We start from the raw sequence: 20,853 nt of genomic DNA, 5'->3' as shown, positions 1-20,853 counted from the left end.
TGCTCCGGGAGTGCATCGACGGCAGGGTCGGGCAGTAGGTGTGGCGCGAACCTGCGGACGGTTCCGCCTCCTACTAGCACCGCGGGCAGGACCGGTGCCCGAACGCTCTGCGCGTACAGGGCGCACCCCGCCCCGGCGATGCGTCTAGGGTGGAAAGATGAGCACTCCCGCTGAGAGATACGCAGCTGCGAAGGCCCGGACGCAGCACGCGCGGACGCAACTGTCCCACTTCGAGCAGACCCTCGAGTTCGAGCTCGATCCGTTCCAGCGGGAGGCGTGTACGGCTCTCGAGGCGGGCCGGGGCGTCCTGGTGGCCGCGCCCACCGGTGCGGGTAAGACCGTGGTGGGCGAGTTCGCCGTCTTCATGGCCCTGCAGCATGGGCTGAAGGCTTTCTACACCACCCCCATCAAGGCGCTGAGCAACCAGAAGTACTCGGAGCTGGCGGCGGTCCACGGCAGCGAGCGTGTGGGGCTCCTGACCGGCGACACGAGCATCAATGCCGACGCCGACGTCATCGTCATGACCACCGAAGTGCTGCGGAACATGCTCTACGCCAACTCCGACGCCCTCGACAACCTCGGCTACGTGGTGATGGACGAGGTCCACTACCTCGCGGACCGTTTCCGCGGAGCCGTGTGGGAGGAGGTCATCATCCATCTCCCCACCGAGGTCAAGCTCGTCTCGCTCAGCGCCACGGTGTCCAACGCCGAGGAGTTCGGGGCCTGGCTCGACACCGTGCGCGGGGACACCGACGTCGTCGTGTCCGAACACCGGCCGGTGCCGCTCTGGCAGCACGTCATGGTCGGTCAGAACCTGATCGACCTGTTCGCCGGCGACGTCGCCTTCGACGAGGCCGCTCCCGCTGGTGCCGAGGCCGGCGCTCGGGACCAGTACGACGTCAACCCGGAGCTGCTCGATCTCGCGAGCAACGAGATCCGCCTGAACCAGCGCGCCAACTGGGGTGCCGGCGGGCGGCGTGGGAAGTCCCGTGCAGGCCGCGGCGGTCCACCCCAGCAGACCATCGTGCGGCGTGCCACGCGACCCCAGGTGATCAGCGCACTGGACCGTTCGGACCTGCTGCCGGCCATCACCTTCATCTTCTCCCGGGCTGGCTGCGAGGCGGCGGTGACGCAGTGCCTCCACGCCGGTCTGTGGCTCACCACGGAGGACGAACGGGACGAGATCAGCGAGACGATCGACGCCGCGACGACGGACATCCCGCGGGACGACCTCGAGATCCTCGGATTCTGGACCTGGCGGGAGGGCCTGATCAGGGGCTTCACGGCCCACCACGCCGGGATGCTCCCCACCTTCAAGGAGGTCGTCGAGCGCCTCTTCGCGGCGGGGCTGGTCAAGGCCGTCTTCGCGACCGAGACGCTCGCACTGGGCGTGAACATGCCGGCACGCACGGTGGTCCTCGAGAAGCTGGACAAGTTCAACGGCGAGGCGCACGTCAACGTGACGGCGGGGGAGTACACGCAGCTGACGGGCCGTGCCGGCCGCCGAGGGATCGACGTCGAGGGCCACGCCGTGGTGCTATGGCAGCCCGGGACGGACCCGGGCGCGGTGGCCGGACTCGCCTCCCGGCGGACCTACCCGCTGAACTCGAGCTTCCGGCCCACCTACAACATGAGCATCAACCTCATGGCCCAGTTCGGGCAGGAGCGGTCCCGGGAGATCCTCGAGACCTCCTTCGCGCAGTTCCAGGCGGACCGGTCCGTCGTCGGCCTCGCCAAGCAGGTCCGCAGCCGTGAGGAGTCCCTCAAGGGCTACGAGAAGTCGATGACCTGCCATCTCGGTGACTTCCGCGAGTACGCGAACCTCCGACGCGAACTGTCCGACCTCGAATCGAATGCGTCCCGCGACCGCTCGCGCACGCTCCGGTCCGCCGCGGAGTCCTCGCTGGAGTCACTGCGACCGGGAGACGTCATCGACGTGCCGGGAGGGCTCAGCCAAGGCTTCGCCGTCGTCCTCGACAGCGACACGTCCCGGGAACCGCGACCGACCGTCCTGACGCTCGAGACGCAGATCCGCCGGGTGGGCGTGCAGGACCTGGACGGCCCCGTGGAGGTCCTGTCCCGCATCCGGATCCCCAAGCACTTCAGCGCCCGCAGCCCGAAGGACCGGCGGGACCTCACGTCCTCGCTCCGCAACGCGCTGCAGGACCGGCGACCGCCGCGGCGCGGCGCGGACCGCGTGGCCGCAGGCTACTCGGCATCGGCGGCAGCGGAGGAGCGGGCCATCACCGACCTGCGCCGCCGCCTGCGCGCGCACCCCTGCCACGGCTGCAGCGAGCGGGAGCAGCACGCCCGCTGGGCCGAGCGGTGGTGGAAGCTGCGCCGGGAGACCGACAAGCTCGCCGGCCAGATCCGCGGCCGCACGAACACCATCGCGAAGACCTTCGACCGCGTGTCCGAGGTCCTCGGGCACTACGGCTACCTCGAGTACACCGATGACGCCGTGCGGGTCAGCGCGGCCGGCCAGAAGCTCCGCCGCATCTATGGGGAGAAGGACCTCCTGATCGCGCTGTGCATCGAGGCGGGCGCCTTCGGCGACCTCGACGCGGCCGAGCTCGCCGCCGTGACCACGGTGCTGGTGTACCAGGCGAAGCGGGAGGAACGCGGTGTGCGGCCGGTGATGCCGAGCGTCGCACTGGAGGGCTCGGTCGAGACGATCATCCGCCAGTGGTCCCAGCTGAACGACGTCGAGGAGCAGCACCGGCTGCCGGTGACCAGCGAGCCCGAACTCTCCCTGGTCTGGCCCATGTTCAAGTGGGCGCAGGGGCGTTCCCTGCAGGCGGCCCTCAGCGGCACGGAACTCGCCGCGGGGGACTTCGTGCGGTGGTCGAAGCAGGTGATCGACCTGCTCGACCAGCTGGCCAAGGTCCCCGACCTGCCGGGCGGACTCCAGCAGACCTGCGTGCGGGCCATCAGGCTGGTGCGCCGGGGCGTGGTGGCATACTCGAACATCAGTGAGTAGGACCGGCTGCAGCCCGCGTCCTGACCCGACCCCTCCACGGAAAGCAGCCCAGCACAGCGATGCCCACGTCCCAGCGCCCCCGCCCCGTCCTCTACCGCAACGGCTCCGTCTACAGCCCCGCCGATCCGTTCGCGACGGCGATGCTCGTCGACGGCGGGACCGTCGCATGGGTGGGAACCGAACACGCAGCCACGAACCTCGAGGGTCCGGACGTCCGGACCGTGGACCTCGACGGCGCCCTGGTCACGCCCGGCTTCGTGGATGCGCACACCCACACCACCGAGACGGGTATCGCCCTCGGCTCGATCGACCTGACAGCGTGCCGATCGCTGGCCGAGCTCCTCGCCGCCGTCGAATCCGCGGCGGCCACGGGCGCGACGACCATCCTCGGCTACGGGTGGGACGAGTCCTCCTGGCCGGAGCGGCGCGTCCCGACGGCGTCGGAGCTCGACCGCGCCGGAGGAGGAGCGCTGGTGTACCTCGTCCGCGCGGACATCCACTCCGCCGTGGTCTCGGGGACGCTGGCAGCGGGTCTCGGACTTGCCGCGGTGGACGGGTGGGACGACGGTTTCGTGGTGCGCGCCGCCCACGAGGCCGCCCGGCGTGCCACCCGGCGCCTGACGGTGGACCAGCGCCGCAGCTACCAGCAGGCTGCGCTGCTCCATGCCGCCTCCCGCGGCTATGTCGCGGTCACCGAGATGGCTGCACCGCACATCGCGCCGAGGGAGGACCTCGAGACGCTGCTGTCGATCGACGGACCCGGCCACGACCTGCCGCTCCCCGAGGTGATCCCCTACTGGGCGCAGCTGACCTCGTCCCGCGAGGAGGTCGGGGAGCTCATGCGGGGTTTCGGGGGCAGGCTCGCGGGCCTCGCCGGAGACCTCAACGCCGACGGGTCGATCGGGTCCCGGACGGCCGCGCTGCGTGAGCCGTACAGCGACGACGCCGGATCGAGCGGGACGCTCTACCTCACGGAGGACGACGCCGCCGCCCACCTGGTCGCGACCACCGCCGATCAGGTGCAGGCCGGCTTCCACGTCATCGGGGACGCGGGCCTGGATCTCGTGCTGCGCGCCCTGGAGCGCACAGCCCAGGAGCTCGGCGTGGAGGAGGTCCGCCGGGCGAGACATCGCCTCGAGCACGTCGAGATGGCCGACGACGCCGCGATCGCCGCGCTGGTGCACTACGGCGTCGCGGTCAGCGGCCAGCCCTTGTTCGACGCGCTGTGGGGCGTGGAGGGGGGCCTCTACGCGCAGCGCCTCGGACACCGCAGCGGCACCATGAACCGTTTCGCGTCCCTCCTGTCGGCCGGGGTGCTCGTTGCCCTCGGCTCGGACAGCCCCGTGACCCCGCTGGATCCGTGGGCCTCGGTGCGGGCCTGCCTGGAACACACCTCCGCGGCGGAGACCATCTCGGCGAGGGCGGCGTTCATCGCCCACTCGAGGGCGAGCTGGCGGCTCTCGGGCCGCAGCCCGATGATGGGCCAGCTGGCTCCGGGTACCCCCGCATCCTTCGCCGTCTGGAAGGTCGACGAACTCATGGTCCAGACGCCCGACAACCGCGTCCAGTCCTGGAGTACCGACCCGCGCGCCGGTACCCCGCTCCTGCCGGCGCTGGACACCGAGAACGCTCCGCTGTGCCTCGAGACGGTGCACGACGGCACGCGCCTGTACGCCGTCGACGGCTTCGCCGCGGACTGATCCGCACATCGTCCGACGTCGTTCCCCGGCCGGGGAATCACCCCCGCCTGACCTGCGCCGAAAGACGTTTCCGCAGGTCAGCGGGCTGTTGACACCTCCTCCACAGCACGTAAGCTTTTGCCCTACGGGTTAGAGGAACTCCTGCGGGAGGAAACCTGGCTGGTCTCCACGAGCGCAACGCATCGGCCTTCTTCCATGGCGCGTGTTGCCCCTTCGGCTGGAGCCGGCACTCACAAGGGCAGGTTCACACGTCAGTAGAAAACGATGTCGGCACGCGTGCCGGGACCGGTACGAAGACGCGTGGGCCTGCCCGAGGAGTGGTACCGGATCTCCGACGCCTGATTCCGGTCGCCTATACTTGCTGACTGGCTCTGCGTGCGGAGCAGTCCCCGCGCGATGCGCATCCTCGATGGAAAGGCCCACCTGCGTGCGAGTCGTCACGATCATCCCCACCTACAACGAGATCGAGTCCCTCCCGCTGACCCTCGCCCGGCTCCGCGCGGCGGTCCCGGCCTCCGACGTCCTGATCGTGGACGACAACAGCCCCGACGGGACAGGGGAGCTCGCCGACCGCGCCGCTGCCGAGGACGACCAGGTGCACGTGCTGCACCGGACCGGCAAGGAGGGTCTGGGTGCTGCGTACATCGCCGGGTTCCGCTGGGGCCTCGCGCGGGACTACGACGTCCTGGTGGAGATGGATGCGGACGGGTCGCATCGCCCGGAACAGCTGCAGGGACTCCTGGACGCGGTCGATCGCGCCGATCTCGTGATCGGCAGCCGCTGGGTGACCGGCGGCAGCGTGGTCAACTGGCCCCTCCACCGCAAGCTGCTCTCCCGCGCGGGAAGCACCTACTCGCGGCTCATGCTGGGCTTGCCGGTCCATGACATCACCGCCGGATTCCGGGCCTTCCGCCGCTCCACCCTCGAGACACTGGACCTCTCCGCCGTGGAGTCGGTCGGTTACGGCTTCCAGGTGGACATGACGTTCCGCGTCGCGCGCCTCGGGATGACGATCGTCGAGGTCCCCATCACGTTCGTCGAGCGGGAACTCGGCGACTCGAAGATGAGCGGCAACATCGTGCTCGAAGCCATCGCCAACGTCACCCGATGGGGCCTTGCGGCGCGCTGGAACACCCTGACCGGCCGCTCCTGAGCATCCGTCGACGAGTCCACCCCGGGCCCGACGCACTGAAGGCACCCGCCGAACGGCGGGTGCCTTCTCATCTGTGCGACAGGGCCTGCATCTGCAGGCCCCCGTCCTAGGCGGAGCGGCGCTCTCCGCGGCGCTCACGCAGGATGGTGAGCCGGTCCTGGAGGATCTGCTCGAGTTCCTCCACCGAGCGGCGCTCCAGCAGCATGTCCCAGTGCGTACGCACCGGCTTGTCGTTCGACGTGTCCGGCTTCTCGCCGTCCACCAGGAGGGCTTCCTTGCCGGTCTTGGAGACCCAGGTCGCCGGGATGTCGGCTTCGGACGAGAAGGTCACGAAGACCCGCTCGCCGTCCTCGCAGCGGTACTCGACCCGCTGGCGGGGAGCGGGCTCGACGCCGGACTCCGTCTCCATCGATTGTGCTCCGAGGCGCATACCCCGCAGGCTGCGATCGCTCATGTCGTTCTCCTTGTCACCGTGATCCCCGCAGGACGGGGATCGTTACCGCTTGCGTGCCGTGCCACCCACCACCTGCCGGTGCGGGGGAAGTCATGTGTATAACACCGGCGGGCGCGCGGATGTTCCTGCGCCGGCCCGGGTAAACACCTAAGTGTACAGGGTGGGCAGCGGACCCCTGCGGCGGCCGGATCGTCGCCGGGGGCGCGGAGCTACACCGGTCGGGTCAGGACCTGCAGCGTGAAGCGCGCATCGACGTCCAGCGATCCGGGGTCGAGCCCCCGATCGGCGGTGGCTCCTCCGGTGGCCCCGGGGACGCGCCGGTCCGCATGCCGCGCCGCGGGTCCCATCACCAGCGCCGATCGTGCGAGGTCCCGGGGGAGAACCATCGTGTAGTCGATGTCCGTCCGCTCGGCTTCGGCGAGGACCCCGGCGAAGGAGGCGGCGACATCGTCGGCCTTCTGCGGCGGTACCGAGAGGAGGGGCCCGACGGCGTCGAGCCCGGCGAGGTGCCCGGGCCGCGGGGTGACGACCACGAGACATCCGTTCGGAGCGAGCACCCGCACGAACTCGGCGGCGTTGCGCGGGGCGAAGACGTTGAGCAGGACGTCCACCGAGGCGTCGGCCAGCGGGAGCCGCCGCCACACGTCCCAGACGAGGCTGATACCGTGCGGCAGGCGGCGGGCGGCACGCCGGAGCGCGGCCTTGGAGACATCGAGAGCGATCGGGACGTGGGACGGCAGGGCCTCCGACACGCCCTGGAGGTAGTATCCCGTCCCCGCCCCGGCGTCCAGCGCGATCCCGCCCCGCGCAGCATGGCGGAGGCTCGCGGCGATCACCGCATCCCTGAGCGGCGCGTAGTGCCCGGAGCCGAGGAAAGCCTCCCTGGCGTCGACCATCTCCGGGGTGTCGCCCTCGAACGGCGAGCCCTTGCCGGTCAGGAGGTTCACGTAGCCCTGGCGGGCCGCATCGAACCGGTGCCCCCGAGCGCACACCAGCGCCCGGCCGTCCGGGGCAAGCGCGGACGAGCAGACGGGACAGGTGAGGACGTCGTGGGGCAGCGCGGGCATCGTCCCATCCTAGGGATCCCCGCCGATCTTCCCCCCGCCCACCGTTGACTCAGGCCACTATTTCGGGTCTGATCGGGAGGGTGAAACCAGACCAGATCGAACTCCTGACCACCACGGGCGCACCGACCCTCCACCCGGACGGCTCCCGTCTGGTCGTCGCTGCCACCCGCCCCGACTTCCGCGCCGACAGCTATGTCGGCCAACTGTGGGAGATCACGCTCGACGGCGGACGTCGCCGGCTCACGCGCGGCTTCCGCGACACCTCGCCCCGCTTCGCACCGGACGGGACCGTCCTCGTCTTCCTGCGCGCGTCGGCCGGCGGGAAACCGCAGCTGTTCGCCGTGCGTGCCACCGGCGGGGAACCCGTCCAGCTGACCGACCAGCCGCTCGGCGTCGGCCGGTTCGACATCTCCCCGGATTCGGCGACCGTCGTCTTCGCCGCCCGCGTCCCCGAGCACGGTCGCTACGGGACCGTCGACGGCATCGGCGCCGGCCTCGAGGACCCACGGCTCGTGACGCAGTACAAGTACCGGATGAACGGCCTCGGCTACACGACGGACAAGCGGTCGCAGCTCTTCTCCGTCACCCTCCCGGACCTCGACGACGAGCCGTACGTCACGGCCGTGGGGCGGCTCGGGCAGAAGCCCGTGGAGGGCCCGGGCGCCCTCGAGGAGCAGGGGGCGGTGCCGGCGGCCACGCAGCTGACGGGTGCGGACGCGGACCACCTCGAACCGGTCTTCTCCGCCGACGGACACCGGATCCTCTTCACCGCAGCGCTGGGCGACGACGCCGATTCGACGCTGGTCTCCGACATCCACTCCATCGCGCTCGACGGCGGCGACCGTCGGCAGCTCACCAACCTGGGCGGCGACACGCTGCTCGGCTGCGGAGCACCGCGCCCCAGCGCGGACGGTGGCTCGATCTTCTTCCTGGCCTCGGACCTCTCGCCGTCGGGCCTCGACTTCGTGGCGCGGAACACCGCCCTCTACGTGCTTGATGTCGACGATCCGACCGGCGTCCGGCGGCTCAGCGACCCCGAGACGGTCGACTTCGGCGACGTGCAGGACCTCGTGGCCGCCGGGCGGGATGCGGTTCTCGCCTTCAACCGGACCCGGGGCGCGGGCGAACTGCTGAGGATCTCCGCCACGGGGGAGACCGAGTCCCTCGTCACAGGCCCCACCGTCGTGACCGGGGCGGACGCGGCGGGTGACGCCGTCGTCGTGTCCTACACGGATCCCACCACCTCCGGCGACGTCGCCGTGGTCGAGGGCGCAGGGCTCCGGACGCTCACCGACTTCTCGGCGGGGCTCCGCGCGGACACCCGCGTCGGCGCACCGCAGGAGCGCACCTACATCGCCCCGGACGGGGCGCCCGTCCACGGATGGGTGGTGCTGCCCGAGGGGGACGGCCCGCACCCCGTGCTCCTCGTCATTCACGGCGGGCCGTTCGCGCAATACGGCTGGGGGTACTTCGACGAGGCCCAGGTGTACGCCGCTGCGGGGTACGCCGTGCTGCTGTGCAATCCGCGCGGTGCCGCCGGGTACGGCCAGGCCCACGGGCGCGTCATCAAGGAGGCCATGGGGACGGTGGACCTCGACGACGTGCTGGCGTACCTGGACGGCGCCGTCGCCGAGTTCGACGCCATGGACGGCGAGCGCCTGGGCGTCATGGGTGGTTCCTACGGCGGCTACCTGACGGCGTGGACCATCGCGCACGACCACCGTTTCCAGGCGGCGATCGTGGAGCGCGGCTACCTCGATCCGCCGTCGTTCGTGGGTTCCTCCGACATCGGGTGGTTCTTCTCGGAGGAGTACACCGGCACGGATCCTGCGCACGTCGAGACACAGAACCCCTTCGCGAAGATCGGCGAGGTGCGGACACCGGCCTTCGTGATCCACTCGGAGGAGGACCTGCGCTGCCCCATCGAGCAGGCCCAGCGGTACTACACGGCCCTCAAGAAGCAGGGCGTCGAGACCGAGATGCTGGTCTTCCCGGGCGAGACGCACGAACTTTCACGCTCCGGGTCCCCGTGGCACCGCAGGCAGCGGTTCGAGCACATCCTGCGCTGGTGGGCGCGCTACCTCCCGACGGCGGCGAACCCCTCGGACACCGCCGTCCAGTAGCGGCCTCCTGCCGGCAGGAGGCGCGCCGTGGTCAGAAGCGCAGACCGCGGCGCGCGTCCTCGACGGTCGGCTGCGCCCAGCGTGCGTGTTCCCGGTCGGACGAGAGCGAGCGCACATGCGCCCGGTCCAGGTAGAGCCGTCCGTCCAGGTGGTCCGTCTCGTGCTGGACGATCCGCGCCGGCCAGCCCTCGAAGACCTCCGTGGTGCGGGTGCCGTCCGGCCGCGTGTAGGTCGCCTCCACGGCGTGGTGGCGATCGACGACCGCCTGGTAGCCGGGGACGGAGAGACACCCCTCGTAGAAGCTGTCCATCGCGTCGCCGACCGCCGTGTAGCGCGGATCGATCATCACGGTGAAGGGAAGGGGCGTGCGGGAGCGGGCCGTAGCCACGGCCTCGTCGGGAACGCCGCGATCCTCGAGCACGGCGATGCGCAGGGGGATGCCGATCTGCGGCGCCGCGAGGCCCACCCCCGGCGCGGCATGCATCACCCTCCTCATGGTGGCGATCAGCCGGCCGAGGAGTTCGTCGTCGAGCCGGCCCTGGACCTCCTCTGCGGGATGGCGCAGCACCGGATGACCGGCGACGACGATGGGCGGGAGCTCGTGCGCGAGGACGGACCCGACCAGCTCGGTCATCGCCGCCGCCGTCAGGGCGTCGCCGGAGGGCGCCGGATCGGGACTGGGGTCGGAGGTGCTCATTCCCTCAGCCAATCACAATCGCGGACAGTTCCGGGTCACGAGGCCATTGCCGGTTCCGCCGCGGCACAGGACAATCGGACGAGCCGAACCGCGCGGGGCGGTGGCAGGCGGTGCCGACCGCCGAGCAGGAGCTTCGAGGGGACACCATGACCACGGCCACGGCGGACGGGCAGCAGGCATCGGACGGAAGGACCGGACACGCGGCGGACACCCATGACCTGATCAGGGTGCAGGGCGCACGGGAGAACAACCTGAACGACGTGACGATCGACATCCCGAAACGGCGGCTGTCGGTGTTCACCGGTGTCTCGGGCTCGGGCAAGAGCTCCCTGGTGTTCGACACCATCGCCGCGGAATCCCAGCGGATGATCAACGAGACCTACAGCGCCTTCCTGCAGGGCTTCATGCCCACGCTCGCGCGGCCCGACGTCGACGTGCTGGAGGGACTGACGACGGCGATCATCGTGGACCAGGAGCGCATGGGTGCCAACCCCCGCTCCACCGTCGGCACGGCGACCGACGTCAACGCGATGCTGAGGATCGTCTTCTCCCGCCTCGGCCGGCCGCACATCGGGTCACCGCAGGCGTTTTCCTTCAACGTGGCGTCCATCAGCGGTGCGGGCGCGGTGACCATCGAGCGCGGCGGCACCACGGTCAAGGAACGGCGCAGCTTCACGATCACCGGCGGGATGTGCCCGCGGTGCGAGGGCATGGGTTCGGTGACCGACATCGACCTGACGCAGCTCTACGACGAGACGAAGTCCCTGAACGGGGGAGCACTGACCATCCCCGGCTACAGCATGGAGGGCTGGTACGGCCGGATCTTCGGCGGGTGCGGGTTCTTCGACGCGGACACGCCGATCCGGGACTTCACGGAGCGCGAGCTGCAGGACCTGCTCTACAAGGAGCCGACCAAGATCAAGGTCGACGGCATCAACATCACCTACGAGGGCCTCGTCCCCAAGATCCAGAAGTCCATGCTCGCCAAGGACCGCGAGTCCATGCAGCCGCACATCCGGGCCTTCGTGGACCGGGCCGTCACGTTCACCACCTGTCCGGAGTGCGACGGCACCCGCCTCAGCGAGGCGGCGCGCTCCTCGACGATCGACGGCGTCAGCATCGCCGACGCCTGCCGGATGCAGATCAGCGACCTCGCCGTCTGGGTGCGGGGCCTCCACGAGCCGTCGGTCGCGCCGCTCCTGAAGGCACTGGGGGAGACGCTGGACTCCTTCGTGGAGATCGGTCTGGGCTACCTCAGCCTCGATCGGCCGTCGGGCACCCTCTCCGGCGGCGAGTCCCAGCGCACCAAGATGATCCGGCACCTCGGCTCCTCCCTCACCGATATCACCTACGTCTTCGACGAGCCGACGATCGGCCTCCACCCGCACGACATCCAGCGCATGAACGATCTCCTGCTGCGCCTGCGCGACAAGGGCAACACGGTGCTGGTGGTGGAGCACAAACCCGAGATGATCGCGATCGCCGACCACGTGGTCGACCTCGGTCCCGGGGCCGGGACCGCCGGCGGGACGGTGTGCTTCGAGGGGACGGTCGAGGGCCTGCGCGCCAGCGGGACGCTCACGGGCCGGCACCTCGACGACCGTGCCGCCCTCAAGGACGGCCTGCGCTCGCCGAAGGGTGTCCTCGAGGTCAGGGGTGCGACCGCGCACAACGTCCAGGACGTCGACGTCGACATCCCCCTCGGGGTGCTGTGCGTCGTCACCGGGGTGGCCGGCTCCGGGAAGAGCTCGCTGATCCACGGCTCGGTCTCCGGCCGTGACGGTGTGGTGGCGGTGGACCAGACGGCGATCAAGGGATCACGGCGCAGCAACCCCGCGACGTACACGGGCATGCTGGAGCCCATCCGCAAGGCCTTCGCGAAGGCCAACGGGGTGAAGCCCGCCCTCTTCAGCGCCAACTCCGAGGGTGCGTGCCCCACCTGCAACGGCGCGGGCGTCATCTTCACGGATCTCGCGATGATGGCCGGGGTCGCCACCACGTGCGAGGTCTGCGGTGGCAAGCGCTTCATGGCCGAGGTGCTCGAGTACACGCTGGGCGGGAAGAACATCAGCGAGGTGCTCTCGATGCCGGTGAGCGAGGCGGTCCAGTTCTTCGCCGCGGGGGACGCGAAGGTCCCGGCCGCCCTCGCTGTCCTCCGCCGGCTGGCCGACGTCGGACTCGGCTACGTGAGCCTCGGCCAGCCGCTGACCACGCTGTCCGGTGGCGAGCGCCAGCGCCTCAAGCTCGCCACCCACATGGGGGAGAAGGGCGGCATCCTGGTCCTCGACGAGCCGACGGCCGGCCTGCACCTCGCGGACGTCGAGAACCTCCTGGGACTGCTGGACCGTCTGGTGGACGCAGGGAAGTCGGTCATCGTCATCGAGCACCACCAGGCGGTCATGGCGCACGCCGACTGGCTCGTCGACGTCGGACCGGGTGCCGGCCACGACGGCGGGAAGATCGTCTTCGCGGGGACACCGGCGGAACTGGTGGCGAGCCGTGCGACGCTCACGGGTCGGCACCTCGCCGCGTACGTGGGCGCCTGAGCCGCCCGGCGGACCGCTGTGTCCGACCGCGGTCGTGCCGGTGGTTAGGCTGGGGTCATGGCCACAGTCATCCTCGTGCGGCACGGACGCACCACAGCGAACGCCACCGGCCTGCTCGCCGGCCGGACCCCCGGCGTCAGCCTCGACGAGACCGGGCGCGGGCAGGCGGCGGCGGCGGCGGACCGGCTGTCCGTGGTGCCCCTGGTCGGGGTGGTGTCGAGTCCCCTCGAACGGTGCCGCGAGACGGCGCAGTTCATCCTCGACCGCCAATCCGGTACCCCGCAGACCCCCGTCGACGCCGATCTCACGGAATGCGACTACGGCCGGTGGCAGGGCCGGTCCCTGAAGGATCTCGCGACCGAAGGGCTCTGGTCGACAGTGCAGTCCCAGCCCTCCGCCGTCATCTTCCCCGGTGGGGAGTCGATGGCCGGCATGCAGGCGCGGGCCGTGGCGGCGATCCGGAGACAGGACGCGGCCTTCGAAGCGGAACACGGTGCCGGCGCGGTCTGGGTGGCGGTCAGCCACGGGGACATCATCAAGTCCGTCCTCGCCGACGCCTACGGGATGCACCTCGACCTGTTCCAGCGCATCACCGTGGGTCCCGCCTCGGTGTCGATCGTGCAGTACGGCAGCATGCGCCCGACGGTGCATCTGACCAATTCCGATGCGGGCGACCTGTCCTGGCTGAAGGCCGCCGCGGCGGCAGCCGATGCGCCCGTCGGTGGTGGCGCAGGTCATCCGTCACCACCGTCCCCGAGCGCCTAAAATAGGATCATGCCTACCATCGTTCACGAGTTCACCTGGCCTGACCGGGTCGTCGTCGGCACCATCGGAGTACCGGGGGAGCGCACGTTCTACCTGCAGGTGCGCACCGGGAAGCAGATCGTCAGCATCGCGCTGGAGAAGCAGCAGTCGGCGCAACTCGCCGAGAAGATCGACGAGATCCTCGACCAGCTCATCACCCTCGAGGGCAACCCCTTCAGCGTCCCCACGGGCACACCGATCGAACTCGTGGACAACGACCAGCTCGACTCGGTGCAGGAGCAGTTCCGTACCGGGACCATGAGCCTCGGGTGGGATCCCACCACCGCGCAGATCGTCGTCGAGGCCTACCCGCTCGTCGACGCCGACAGCGACGACGACCTCGATGCTCTCGAGGACGAGGAGACGGATGCGTCCGAGATGCTGCTGGTGCGGATGCCGGTCGGCACCGCACGGGCCTTCGCCAAGCGGACCAGGGAGGTCGTCGGTGCCGGCCGTCCGATCTGCGTGATCTGCGGCCAGCCGATCGATGCCGACGGGCACACCTGCGCCATGCCCGAGGCCTGATGCCGGCACCCGACCTCGTGGGCGCCGAACTGACGCTCACCGGCCGCATCAGGACGGCGTCCAATGCGACGTTCCTCGGCAGCGTCGACGGTGCGGTGGTCGTCTACAAGCCGATTGCGGGGGAGAATCCGCTTTGGGACTTCCCCGACGGCAGCCTCGCGCACCGCGAGGTGGCCGCATTCCTGGTCTCCGAGGCGTTCGGCTGGAACGTCGTCCCGCGGACCTGGCTGCGCGCCGGACCGTTGGGCGACGGCATGGTGCAGCTGTGGCAGGACGCCGATCCGGAGCAGGATGCCGTCGACCTCGTCGGAGTCGACGAGGTTCCCGACACCGGCTGGAAGCACGTCCTCGAAGGTCAGGACGAGACCGGCCGGACCGTCGCGCTCATCCACGAGGACACGACGGCGTTGCGGCGCATGGCGGTGTTCGACGTCGTCGTCAACAACGCCGACCGCAAAGGGGACCACATCCTCGCGATGGCCGATGGGCACCGGCACGGCGTGGACCACGGACTGACCTTCCATACCGAGCACAAGCTCCGCACCGTCCTGTGGGGCTGGGTGGGGGATCCGCTGACCGCCGACGAACTCGACGGCGTCGCCCGTGTCGGCGAAGCGCTCGATGGCGAACTGGGCCGCGCCCTCGCGGCCCTCATCACGCCCGACGAACTCGTGGCCCTCGCGGCCCGTTGCACCCGGCTGCGATCCGCCGCGCGGTTCCCCGGGCCCCGCGGCGGGATGCCCGCTGTGCCCTGGCCCCTGTTCTGAGCCCGTTCCGACCGTTGGTCCGACCGCTGCCGGGACCTGGACAGGGGGAGGCGTCAGGCGCTGTCCAGGACGCTGATGGTCGTGGCCGACCGCCGGCCCTTCCGCCCTTTGGCCGACCACGACGAACCGGAATCGCCGGTCGACCCCGTGCAGCCGGAGGGCGTCCAGGCGCACGTGGTGCAGAATCTCCTGTCATGACCATCGATGCTGACCGGCTAGGTCCGACCATCCCGCGCCTCATCCCGCGCCTCATCCCGCGACGCTGCGCACGATGATCGTCACGCCTGTCTCGGACCCCCGCCAGCTGGCGGCACTGCTTCCGCGGGCCACCGACGGCAGTCGCTTCCTGCTCGGCATCGTCGGGGCGCCGGGCGCCGGGAAGTCGACCGTGGCAGAGGCCGTTGTCGGCCTCGACACCGCCGCATACGCCTCGGTACCCATGGACGGGTTCCACCTCGCCGATCAGGCTCTGCGCACCCTCGGGTTGCTCGACCGGAAGGGCACGCCCGAGACCTTCGACGCCCACGGCTACGCAGCGCTTCTCTCCCGGCTGCACGGACGCCCGGACCACGTCCTGTATGCACCGGCTTTCGAGCGCACCCTCGAGCAGCCCCTGGCGAACGCACTGCCGGTACCGCCGTCGTCGACCCTGATCGTCACCGAGGGGAACTACCTGCTGCTCGATGCCCCCGGCTGGCGGGAGGCTCGGGACCGCCTCGACGAGGTCTGGTTCATCGACGTCGACCCCGACGTACGCCGTGCGCGGCTCATCGCCCGCCACGTCCTGTTCGGCAAGACGCCCGCGGCTGCCGAGGAATGGGTGCGCCGCGTCGATGAACCCAATGCCGACCTCGTCGCTGCGACCCGTGACCGTGCGGACCGGGTCCTCGACCTCTCCGGCTGGCAACCCGCCCGACCTTGATCGGGGAGTCGGCGACGGCGCGGGAAGCGCTCACCGGTGCCGCCTGCTCTGGTCTGCCGTTCTCCGACGCCCGATACTGGAAGCCCGACGTACTGCAGGAGGTCCGACAGTGAGCATTCTCGAGCAGGTGTCCGAGAGCGAGGCGACGGGCGAGATCGCTGCCATCTATGGCGAGGATGCCGGTTCCCTCGGCTACGTCGCGGCGCACACCAAGGTCCTTGCCTACCGTGCGTGGGAGGGACTGATCCGCGCCATCGCCGGTTCGATGGACCCCCGGAGATACGAGCTGGTGACGCTCGCTGCGGCTCTGGGTATCGGAAGCAGGCATTGTCGGCTCGCGCACGGCCGGAAGGCGTTGCCCTACATCGGCGAGGAGGAACTGACGGCCATTGCCCGCGACTACCGCACGGCGGGCCTGTCGTCTCCTGAGGTGGCGATGATGATCTTCGCCGAGAAGATGAGCACCGAGTCGGCGTCGATGACCGACGCCGACGCACTCGCCCTGCGCGCCGAGGGGTTCACGGACCCGGAGATCGTGGAGATCGCTCTTGCGGCGGCCGCCCGTAACTACCTCAGCCGCGTCCTGCAGGCGCTGGGCGCGGACGTGGATGTTCCGCCCGGCCTGAGCGCGACCCTGACCTCTGCACTTCTCGATCCGCTTCCGTAGATCATTTGTGGCGCTTCCAGAGCCCACGGTCAACGACCGATGATGCCGTAGCCCGCAGGTCTCGCACCGGTGCGGGCAAGACTTTCAGGAACCGGATGATCCCGTCTCAGAACAACTACTAATTTGCCGATAATCTACATTATGTCAACTAGAGTTCCCGATCACCCCTCTTCGAGACTGTCCGGACCCCCCGTCGTACAGCAGTGGATCTGCAGCGAGCTCACAGGACGCAGCTCCTGCCGCCCCATCCCCGGCGAGTTGCTCAGTCGTGGTGCGATCAGGGTTCACGCGTCGCCGACTCGAGGTCGAAAGCAGTGCACCGTGCGATCCGTCAGGGTTCATGATCAGCCCAGTGATGTCGGCCGAGGATGATGTGCCTACTGATCAGGCAGCGTTGCCGGGACCGCGCTCAGGAGTTCGCTCGTGTCCCGACGAGCTGTTCCGATGCTTCCCAGAGGCGGCGTGCGTCGTCCATGTCGCGCAGGGGTGCCCAGAACCCCTGCAGGGCCGGCGGTCCCCCGGCGGTGCGCTTGGGCCCGAAGAACTGATCTCCCCCGTAGTCAGGGTCGGTCGCCGCCATCAGTGCCGGCAGTGCGGCACTGTCCGGGGTGCCCGCAAGTCCGATCCGGGAGAGGATCCCGATGAGACGACGCGCCGCGGGCATCCGGTCGCGGCCCATCGCGGGCTGTGCGGCCAGGAGGTTCGTCGGCGAGATGCCGGGGTGCGAGAGGTTGCTGCTGATACCCCACCCGTTCGCGCGGCTCCTGGCATCGAGCTCGCGCGCGAACAGCCCGACGGCGATCTTCGAACCGGAGTACGCCTTCATGACGTCGTAACTCTGCTCGTAGTTCAGGTCTCCCCAGTTCATGTCGCCCTTCCGGGCGGCCACGCTCGTCTGGTGGGTGACACGGGCCCGGCCTTCGCGCAGAAGCGGCAGCAGGCCCAGGGTCAGGGCGAAGTGGCCGAGGTGGTTGGTGCCCCACTGCAGCTCGAATCCGTCGCGCGTCACCTGCCGGGTGGGTGGCTGCATGACACCGGCATTGTTGATCAGGATGTTGATCGCGCGGCCCTCTGCCACGAGTGCGGCCGTCAGGGACATGACGGAGCTCAGGGATGACAGGTCCAGGGGCCGGGTGCTGACCCTGGCGCCGTCGACGGCGGCCCGGATGCGCAGCGCTGCCGCATCGCCTTTGGCCTGGTTGCGGACGGGCATGATGACCTCCGCTCCAGCGGCGGCCAGCCGCGATGCGATGACGGCGCCGATACCGTCGCTCGCACCGGTGACGATCGCGAGTCTGCCGGTCAGATCGGGGATGGTGAGGTCGTAGCTGTGCGGCATGGGGTGTTCCTTCGTTCGGGGTTCGTGGTCGCCGGATGCGGTGCCTGTTCCCATGGTTCACCGGTTGCTCCGTGACATCGAGGACCTGTCGATCCGTGGATCTGGAAACAGTGGCTGGTGGACTGGCCATGGTCAGGAGCTGATGGTCTGCGTCCCGATGACAGAGAGCAGGTGCAGCTTCTGGTGGCTGTCACTGCCGGGAACCGCGGTGTAGACGAGGAGGCGATGGGACTGGTCCGGATCGAGCAGGGTCTGGCAGTTCAGAGCCAGCCGGCCGACCGTCGGATGGAGGAAGCGTTTGACCTCGGGTGGCTGCACCCCGACTTCCTGGGTGTCCCAGATGCTCCGGAAGTCTGCGTTGTGCTGGAGAAGCGCGGCAAGCTCGGCTGCCCGCGAGCCCGGTCCGCGGAGGGCGACGAGTTGGCGCAGACCCGAAGCGTAGACGCGGGACAGCTGCTCGCGTTCCTCCGGCGGGTAGGCTTCCCTGGCCGTAGGGTCGGTGAACCACCGGTAGCCGATGCTCCGGTCGGGACCTGTGCGGTGCGACGCGTCACCGAACAGCGCCAGGCCGAGCGGCGTCTGCCGGAGGGTGTCCCCTACCTCGGTGATGATCTCGGCGGGAGTGTCCGCGAGGCGGTCGAGTATCCGTAGCAGTCCCGGACTGACGAACTCACTGGTGGTGCCACGCTGAGGTGGGGTGTACCCGGCGAGGCGGAACAGGTGATCCCGCTCTCCAAGGGTCAGGTGGAGACCCTGCGCAATGGAGGTCACCATCTGCTCGGAGGGGTGCGGGCCGGTGCCGCGTTCGAGGCGGGCGTAGTAGTCGGTGGACATGTGGCACAGTCCGGCCACTTCCTCCCTCCGCAGGCCGGTGGTCCTCCGCCGCTGACCCCGGATGAGTCCCACGTCCTCCGGCTGGAGGGATTCACGCCGATGTCTCAGGAACGAGCCCAGACCGTCACGATCGATCATGCTGTACCTCCGTTGTGGGTGAGCCTTCTGTCTATCCTGTGGACCGCCGGTTATCCATGGCCTGTCAGACCACCCCTGAGTGAAGTTCGCACCAGGCTCCACGAGCAGCAACGCTCGGGGTGCTCCCCTCGACCACCGGCCCCTCGCGTGCCGACCATCAAGAATCCGAGCCGGGCACCTGCTCCCCCGAGCCGGCACTGTCCCTCTCTCGACGGTCTCGCCGTGCCCTGCGTGATGCCCACGGCGAGCAGGACATCGGCCGTGTCTTGCCGGAGGGCTTGTGCCGGATCGACCAGGTCCTCTACAGTGATCCAGAAATAATGAACATCATTCATTTTGTGGCGTTCGTCATGACCACCGAGGACACCATGTGCACCATGTGCACCATCGACCACGTTGTGGGCGCGCTGTCCTCCCGGGCAGTCGGCGCACACGCCTGACCGCACGGTCCGGTCGACGACGAAGCACGATCTGCTCTGTCCCCGACCTCCGAGGCTCGTCACCGCGCCTCAGGGATGCAGCATCCATCACCTCCCGCGGACGGGTCAACGACGACCCTCCGCCCGTCAGAAGAGGCACACCATGAGAATGCCCGGCACCGGAGCGACCAGCACCGTACCCACGTCGAGAGACACCCCATCCCTGTCCCCCAAGGGTCTGGCCCGGGGCCAGCTCGGCCTGCTCGCGATCGTCGTCATCGGGATCTCGACGATCGCTCCCGCCTATGTCCTCACCAGCACGCTAGGTCTCACCGTGGCCGAGATCGGCGTCCACCTCCCCGCGATCTTCATCGTCGGGTTCATCCCGATGTTCCTGGTCGCCCTCGCCTACAAGGAACTCAACGCCGACTCCCCCGACAGCGGCACCACCTTCACCTGGGTCACGAAGGCCTTCGGGCCGTTCGTGGGGTGGATGGGTGGTTGGGGCCTGCTCGCTGCCAACATCATCGTGCTCTCCAATCTCGCGGGCGTCGCCGTCGATTTCTTCTATCTGTTCCTCGCACAGCTCACGGGCAGTGCGTCCCTCGCCGACCTGACGACCAACAAGGCCGTCAACATCGTCACGTGCCTGGCGTTCATGGCCATCGCCGTCTGGGTGTCCTGCCGTGGCATCCGCACCACGAAGTCCGTGCAGTACGTCCTCGTGGGATTCCAGCTCCTCGTCCTTGCCTGGTACACCATCCAGGCCTTCGGCCGCATCGCTGCCGGTCAGGCCTCAGGACTGGCTTTCAGCTGGGAATGGTTCAACCCGCTCGGTATCGAGAGCTTCTCCGCGTTCGCGGCCGGTCTGTCCCTGTCGATCTTCGCCTTCTGGGGGTGGGACGTCTGCCTGACCGTCAGTGAGGAAGCCACCAATGGGCGGCGCACCTCGGGGCTGGCCGCGACGATCGCTGCGGCCGTCATCCTCGCGATCTACCTGATCGGCTCCATCGCCACGATCATGTTCGCCGGGACCGGGGACACAGGCCTCGGCCTCAACAACCCGGACAACTCCGAGAACGTCTTCACGTCCCTCGCGGCACCCGTCATGGGTCCCTTCGCGATCCTGCTCTCACTGGCCGTCCTCTCGAGCTGCGGCGCGTCGCTGCAGTCGACCTTCGTGTCCCCCGCGCGCACCCTGCTCGCCATGGGCTACTACAAGGCCCTTCCTGCGAGGTTCGGATCGGTCAGCCCGACCACGAATTCCCCCGTGTACGCCACGATCTTCGCCGGCGTCCTGTCCGGCGGCTTCTACGTCCTGATGCGCATCATCAGCGAGAACGTCCTCAACGACACGATCCAGGCTCTCGGGCTGATGATCTGCTTCTACTACGGCCTGACGGCGCTGGCATGCGTCTGGTACTTCCGGGCCTCCCTGTTCACCAGCACGAGGAACATCCTCTTCAGGTTCCTCGCCCCACTCCTCGGCGGACTGGGCCTAATCGTCGTGTTCCTGCAGACCGCCATCGACAGCTGGGACCCCGCTTTCGGCAGCGGATCAGAGCTCTTCGGCGTGGGTCTCGTCTTCGTGATCGGCATCGGCATCCTCGTTGCCGGCGCCGTCATCATGCTGATCTTCCGGGCCGGAATCCGGAGTTCTTCAACGGGCGCACCTTGACCGAGGAGTCGTCGGCGCTCGTCATCCCCGAGTGACCGCG

At 69.3% G+C, this 20,853-nt stretch carries 16 protein-coding genes and 1 pseudogene; 12 read left to right on the top strand and 5 right to left on the bottom strand.

The window, feature by feature from the left end; genetic code table 11:
• Positions 1–157: 157 nt before the first annotated feature.
• The 3 genes from FNH21_RS08985 (at position 158) to FNH21_RS08975 (ending at position 5,833) form a co-directional block, all read left to right on the top strand.
• On the top strand, positions 158–2,980 hold the full coding sequence (locus FNH21_RS08985; protein ID WP_152814468.1) for a DEAD/DEAH box helicase: 2,823 nt from the start codon (positions 158–160) through the stop codon (positions 2,978–2,980).
• 59 nt (positions 2,981–3,039) lie between these two features.
• A complete protein-coding gene (locus FNH21_RS08980) occupies positions 3,040–4,680 on the top strand; it encodes an amidohydrolase (RefSeq protein WP_152814466.1) in 1,641 nt (546 codons plus the stop codon).
• A 427-nt stretch (positions 4,681–5,107) separates the two neighbouring features.
• The gene (locus tag FNH21_RS08975) at positions 5,108–5,833 is read left to right on the top strand and encodes a glycosyltransferase (RefSeq protein ID WP_191931794.1); all 726 of its coding nucleotides are present in this window, start codon (positions 5,108–5,110) and stop codon (positions 5,831–5,833) included.
• Positions 5,834–5,939: 106 nt separating this feature from the next.
• On the opposite strand, the gene FNH21_RS08970 is transcribed toward FNH21_RS08975, so the two are convergent.
• Both FNH21_RS08970 and FNH21_RS08965 read right to left on the bottom strand, forming a co-directional pair.
• Positions 5,940–6,287, bottom strand: coding sequence for an RNA polymerase-binding protein RbpA (locus FNH21_RS08970; RefSeq protein ID WP_043445375.1), 348 nt, complete (start codon positions 6,285–6,287; stop codon positions 5,940–5,942).
• 209 nt (positions 6,288–6,496) lie between these two features.
• Complete coding sequence (locus tag FNH21_RS08965) at positions 6,497–7,354, bottom strand: putative RNA methyltransferase (protein WP_152814462.1); 858 nt, start codon at positions 7,352–7,354, stop codon at positions 6,497–6,499.
• A gap of 80 nt (positions 7,355–7,434) precedes the next feature.
• Between FNH21_RS08965 and FNH21_RS08960 the strand changes: the two genes are divergently transcribed.
• The gene (locus FNH21_RS08960) at positions 7,435–9,477 is read left to right on the top strand and encodes a prolyl oligopeptidase family serine peptidase (protein WP_191931793.1); all 2,043 of its coding nucleotides are present in this window, start codon (positions 7,435–7,437) and stop codon (positions 9,475–9,477) included.
• Positions 9,478–9,508: 31 nt separating this feature from the next.
• On the opposite strand, the gene FNH21_RS08955 is transcribed toward FNH21_RS08960, so the two are convergent.
• Positions 9,509–10,174 (bottom strand): peptide deformylase, encoded by a 666-nt coding sequence (locus FNH21_RS08955; protein WP_206687050.1) that lies wholly within the window; start codon positions 10,172–10,174, stop codon positions 9,509–9,511.
• A gap of 146 nt (positions 10,175–10,320) precedes the next feature.
• On the opposite strand from FNH21_RS08955, the gene FNH21_RS08950 reads away from it, so the two are divergent.
• The 7 genes from FNH21_RS08950 to FNH21_RS08925 all read left to right on the top strand — a co-directional run bounded on the left by FNH21_RS08950 (position 10,321) and on the right by FNH21_RS08925 (position 16,405).
• Positions 10,321–12,720 (top strand): ATP-binding cassette domain-containing protein, encoded by a 2,400-nt coding sequence (locus tag FNH21_RS08950; RefSeq protein ID WP_152814460.1) that lies wholly within the window; start codon positions 10,321–10,323, stop codon positions 12,718–12,720.
• Positions 12,721–12,777: 57 nt separating this feature from the next.
• On the top strand, positions 12,778–13,485 hold the full coding sequence (locus FNH21_RS08945; protein WP_152814458.1) for a histidine phosphatase family protein: 708 nt from the start codon (positions 12,778–12,780) through the stop codon (positions 13,483–13,485).
• 9 nt (positions 13,486–13,494) lie between these two features.
• A complete protein-coding gene (locus FNH21_RS08940) occupies positions 13,495–14,049 on the top strand; it encodes a DUF3090 domain-containing protein (RefSeq protein ID WP_152814456.1) in 555 nt (184 codons plus the stop codon).
• Positions 14,049–14,816 (top strand): SCO1664 family protein, encoded by a 768-nt coding sequence (locus FNH21_RS08935; protein WP_152814455.1) that lies wholly within the window; start codon positions 14,049–14,051, stop codon positions 14,814–14,816. Before FNH21_RS08940 ends, FNH21_RS08935 begins: the two co-directional genes overlap by 1 nt.
• A gap of 75 nt (positions 14,817–14,891) precedes the next feature.
• Positions 14,892–15,014 (top strand): hypothetical protein, encoded by a 123-nt coding sequence (locus tag FNH21_RS17295; protein ID WP_277819741.1) that lies wholly within the window; start codon positions 14,892–14,894, stop codon positions 15,012–15,014.
• A 73-nt stretch (positions 15,015–15,087) separates the two neighbouring features.
• Entirely contained in the window at positions 15,088–15,738 is a 651-nt protein-coding gene (locus FNH21_RS08930; protein WP_152814453.1) for a nucleoside/nucleotide kinase family protein, read from the top strand.
• A 109-nt stretch (positions 15,739–15,847) separates the two neighbouring features.
• Entirely contained in the window at positions 15,848–16,405 is a 558-nt protein-coding gene (locus tag FNH21_RS08925) for a carboxymuconolactone decarboxylase family protein (RefSeq protein WP_191931792.1), read from the top strand.
• A 409-nt stretch (positions 16,406–16,814) separates the two neighbouring features.
• Here FNH21_RS08925 and FNH21_RS08920 read toward each other — a convergent pair whose 3' ends face one another.
• Entirely contained in the window at positions 16,815–17,744 is a 930-nt protein-coding gene (locus FNH21_RS08920; protein WP_152814451.1) for an SDR family oxidoreductase, read from the bottom strand.
• A gap of 132 nt (positions 17,745–17,876) precedes the next feature.
• Positions 17,877–18,716 carry a helix-turn-helix transcriptional regulator gene (locus tag FNH21_RS08915; protein WP_152814449.1) on the bottom strand — a complete coding sequence of 280 codons (840 nt, stop codon included), beginning with the start codon at positions 18,714–18,716 and terminating at the stop codon, positions 17,877–17,879.
• A gap of 582 nt (positions 18,717–19,298) precedes the next feature.
• Here FNH21_RS08915 and FNH21_RS08910 point away from each other — a divergent pair.
• Positions 19,299–20,848, top strand: a pseudogene (locus FNH21_RS08910) (APC family permease).
• Positions 20,849–20,853 lie beyond the last annotated feature (5 nt).

This window comes from Arthrobacter bussei, from assembly GCF_009377195.2.
In the GTDB taxonomy this organism is placed as follows: Bacteria; Actinomycetota; Actinomycetes; order Actinomycetales; family Micrococcaceae; genus Arthrobacter_D; species Arthrobacter_D bussei.
This window is presented reverse-complemented; position numbering and strand designations above follow the sequence as displayed.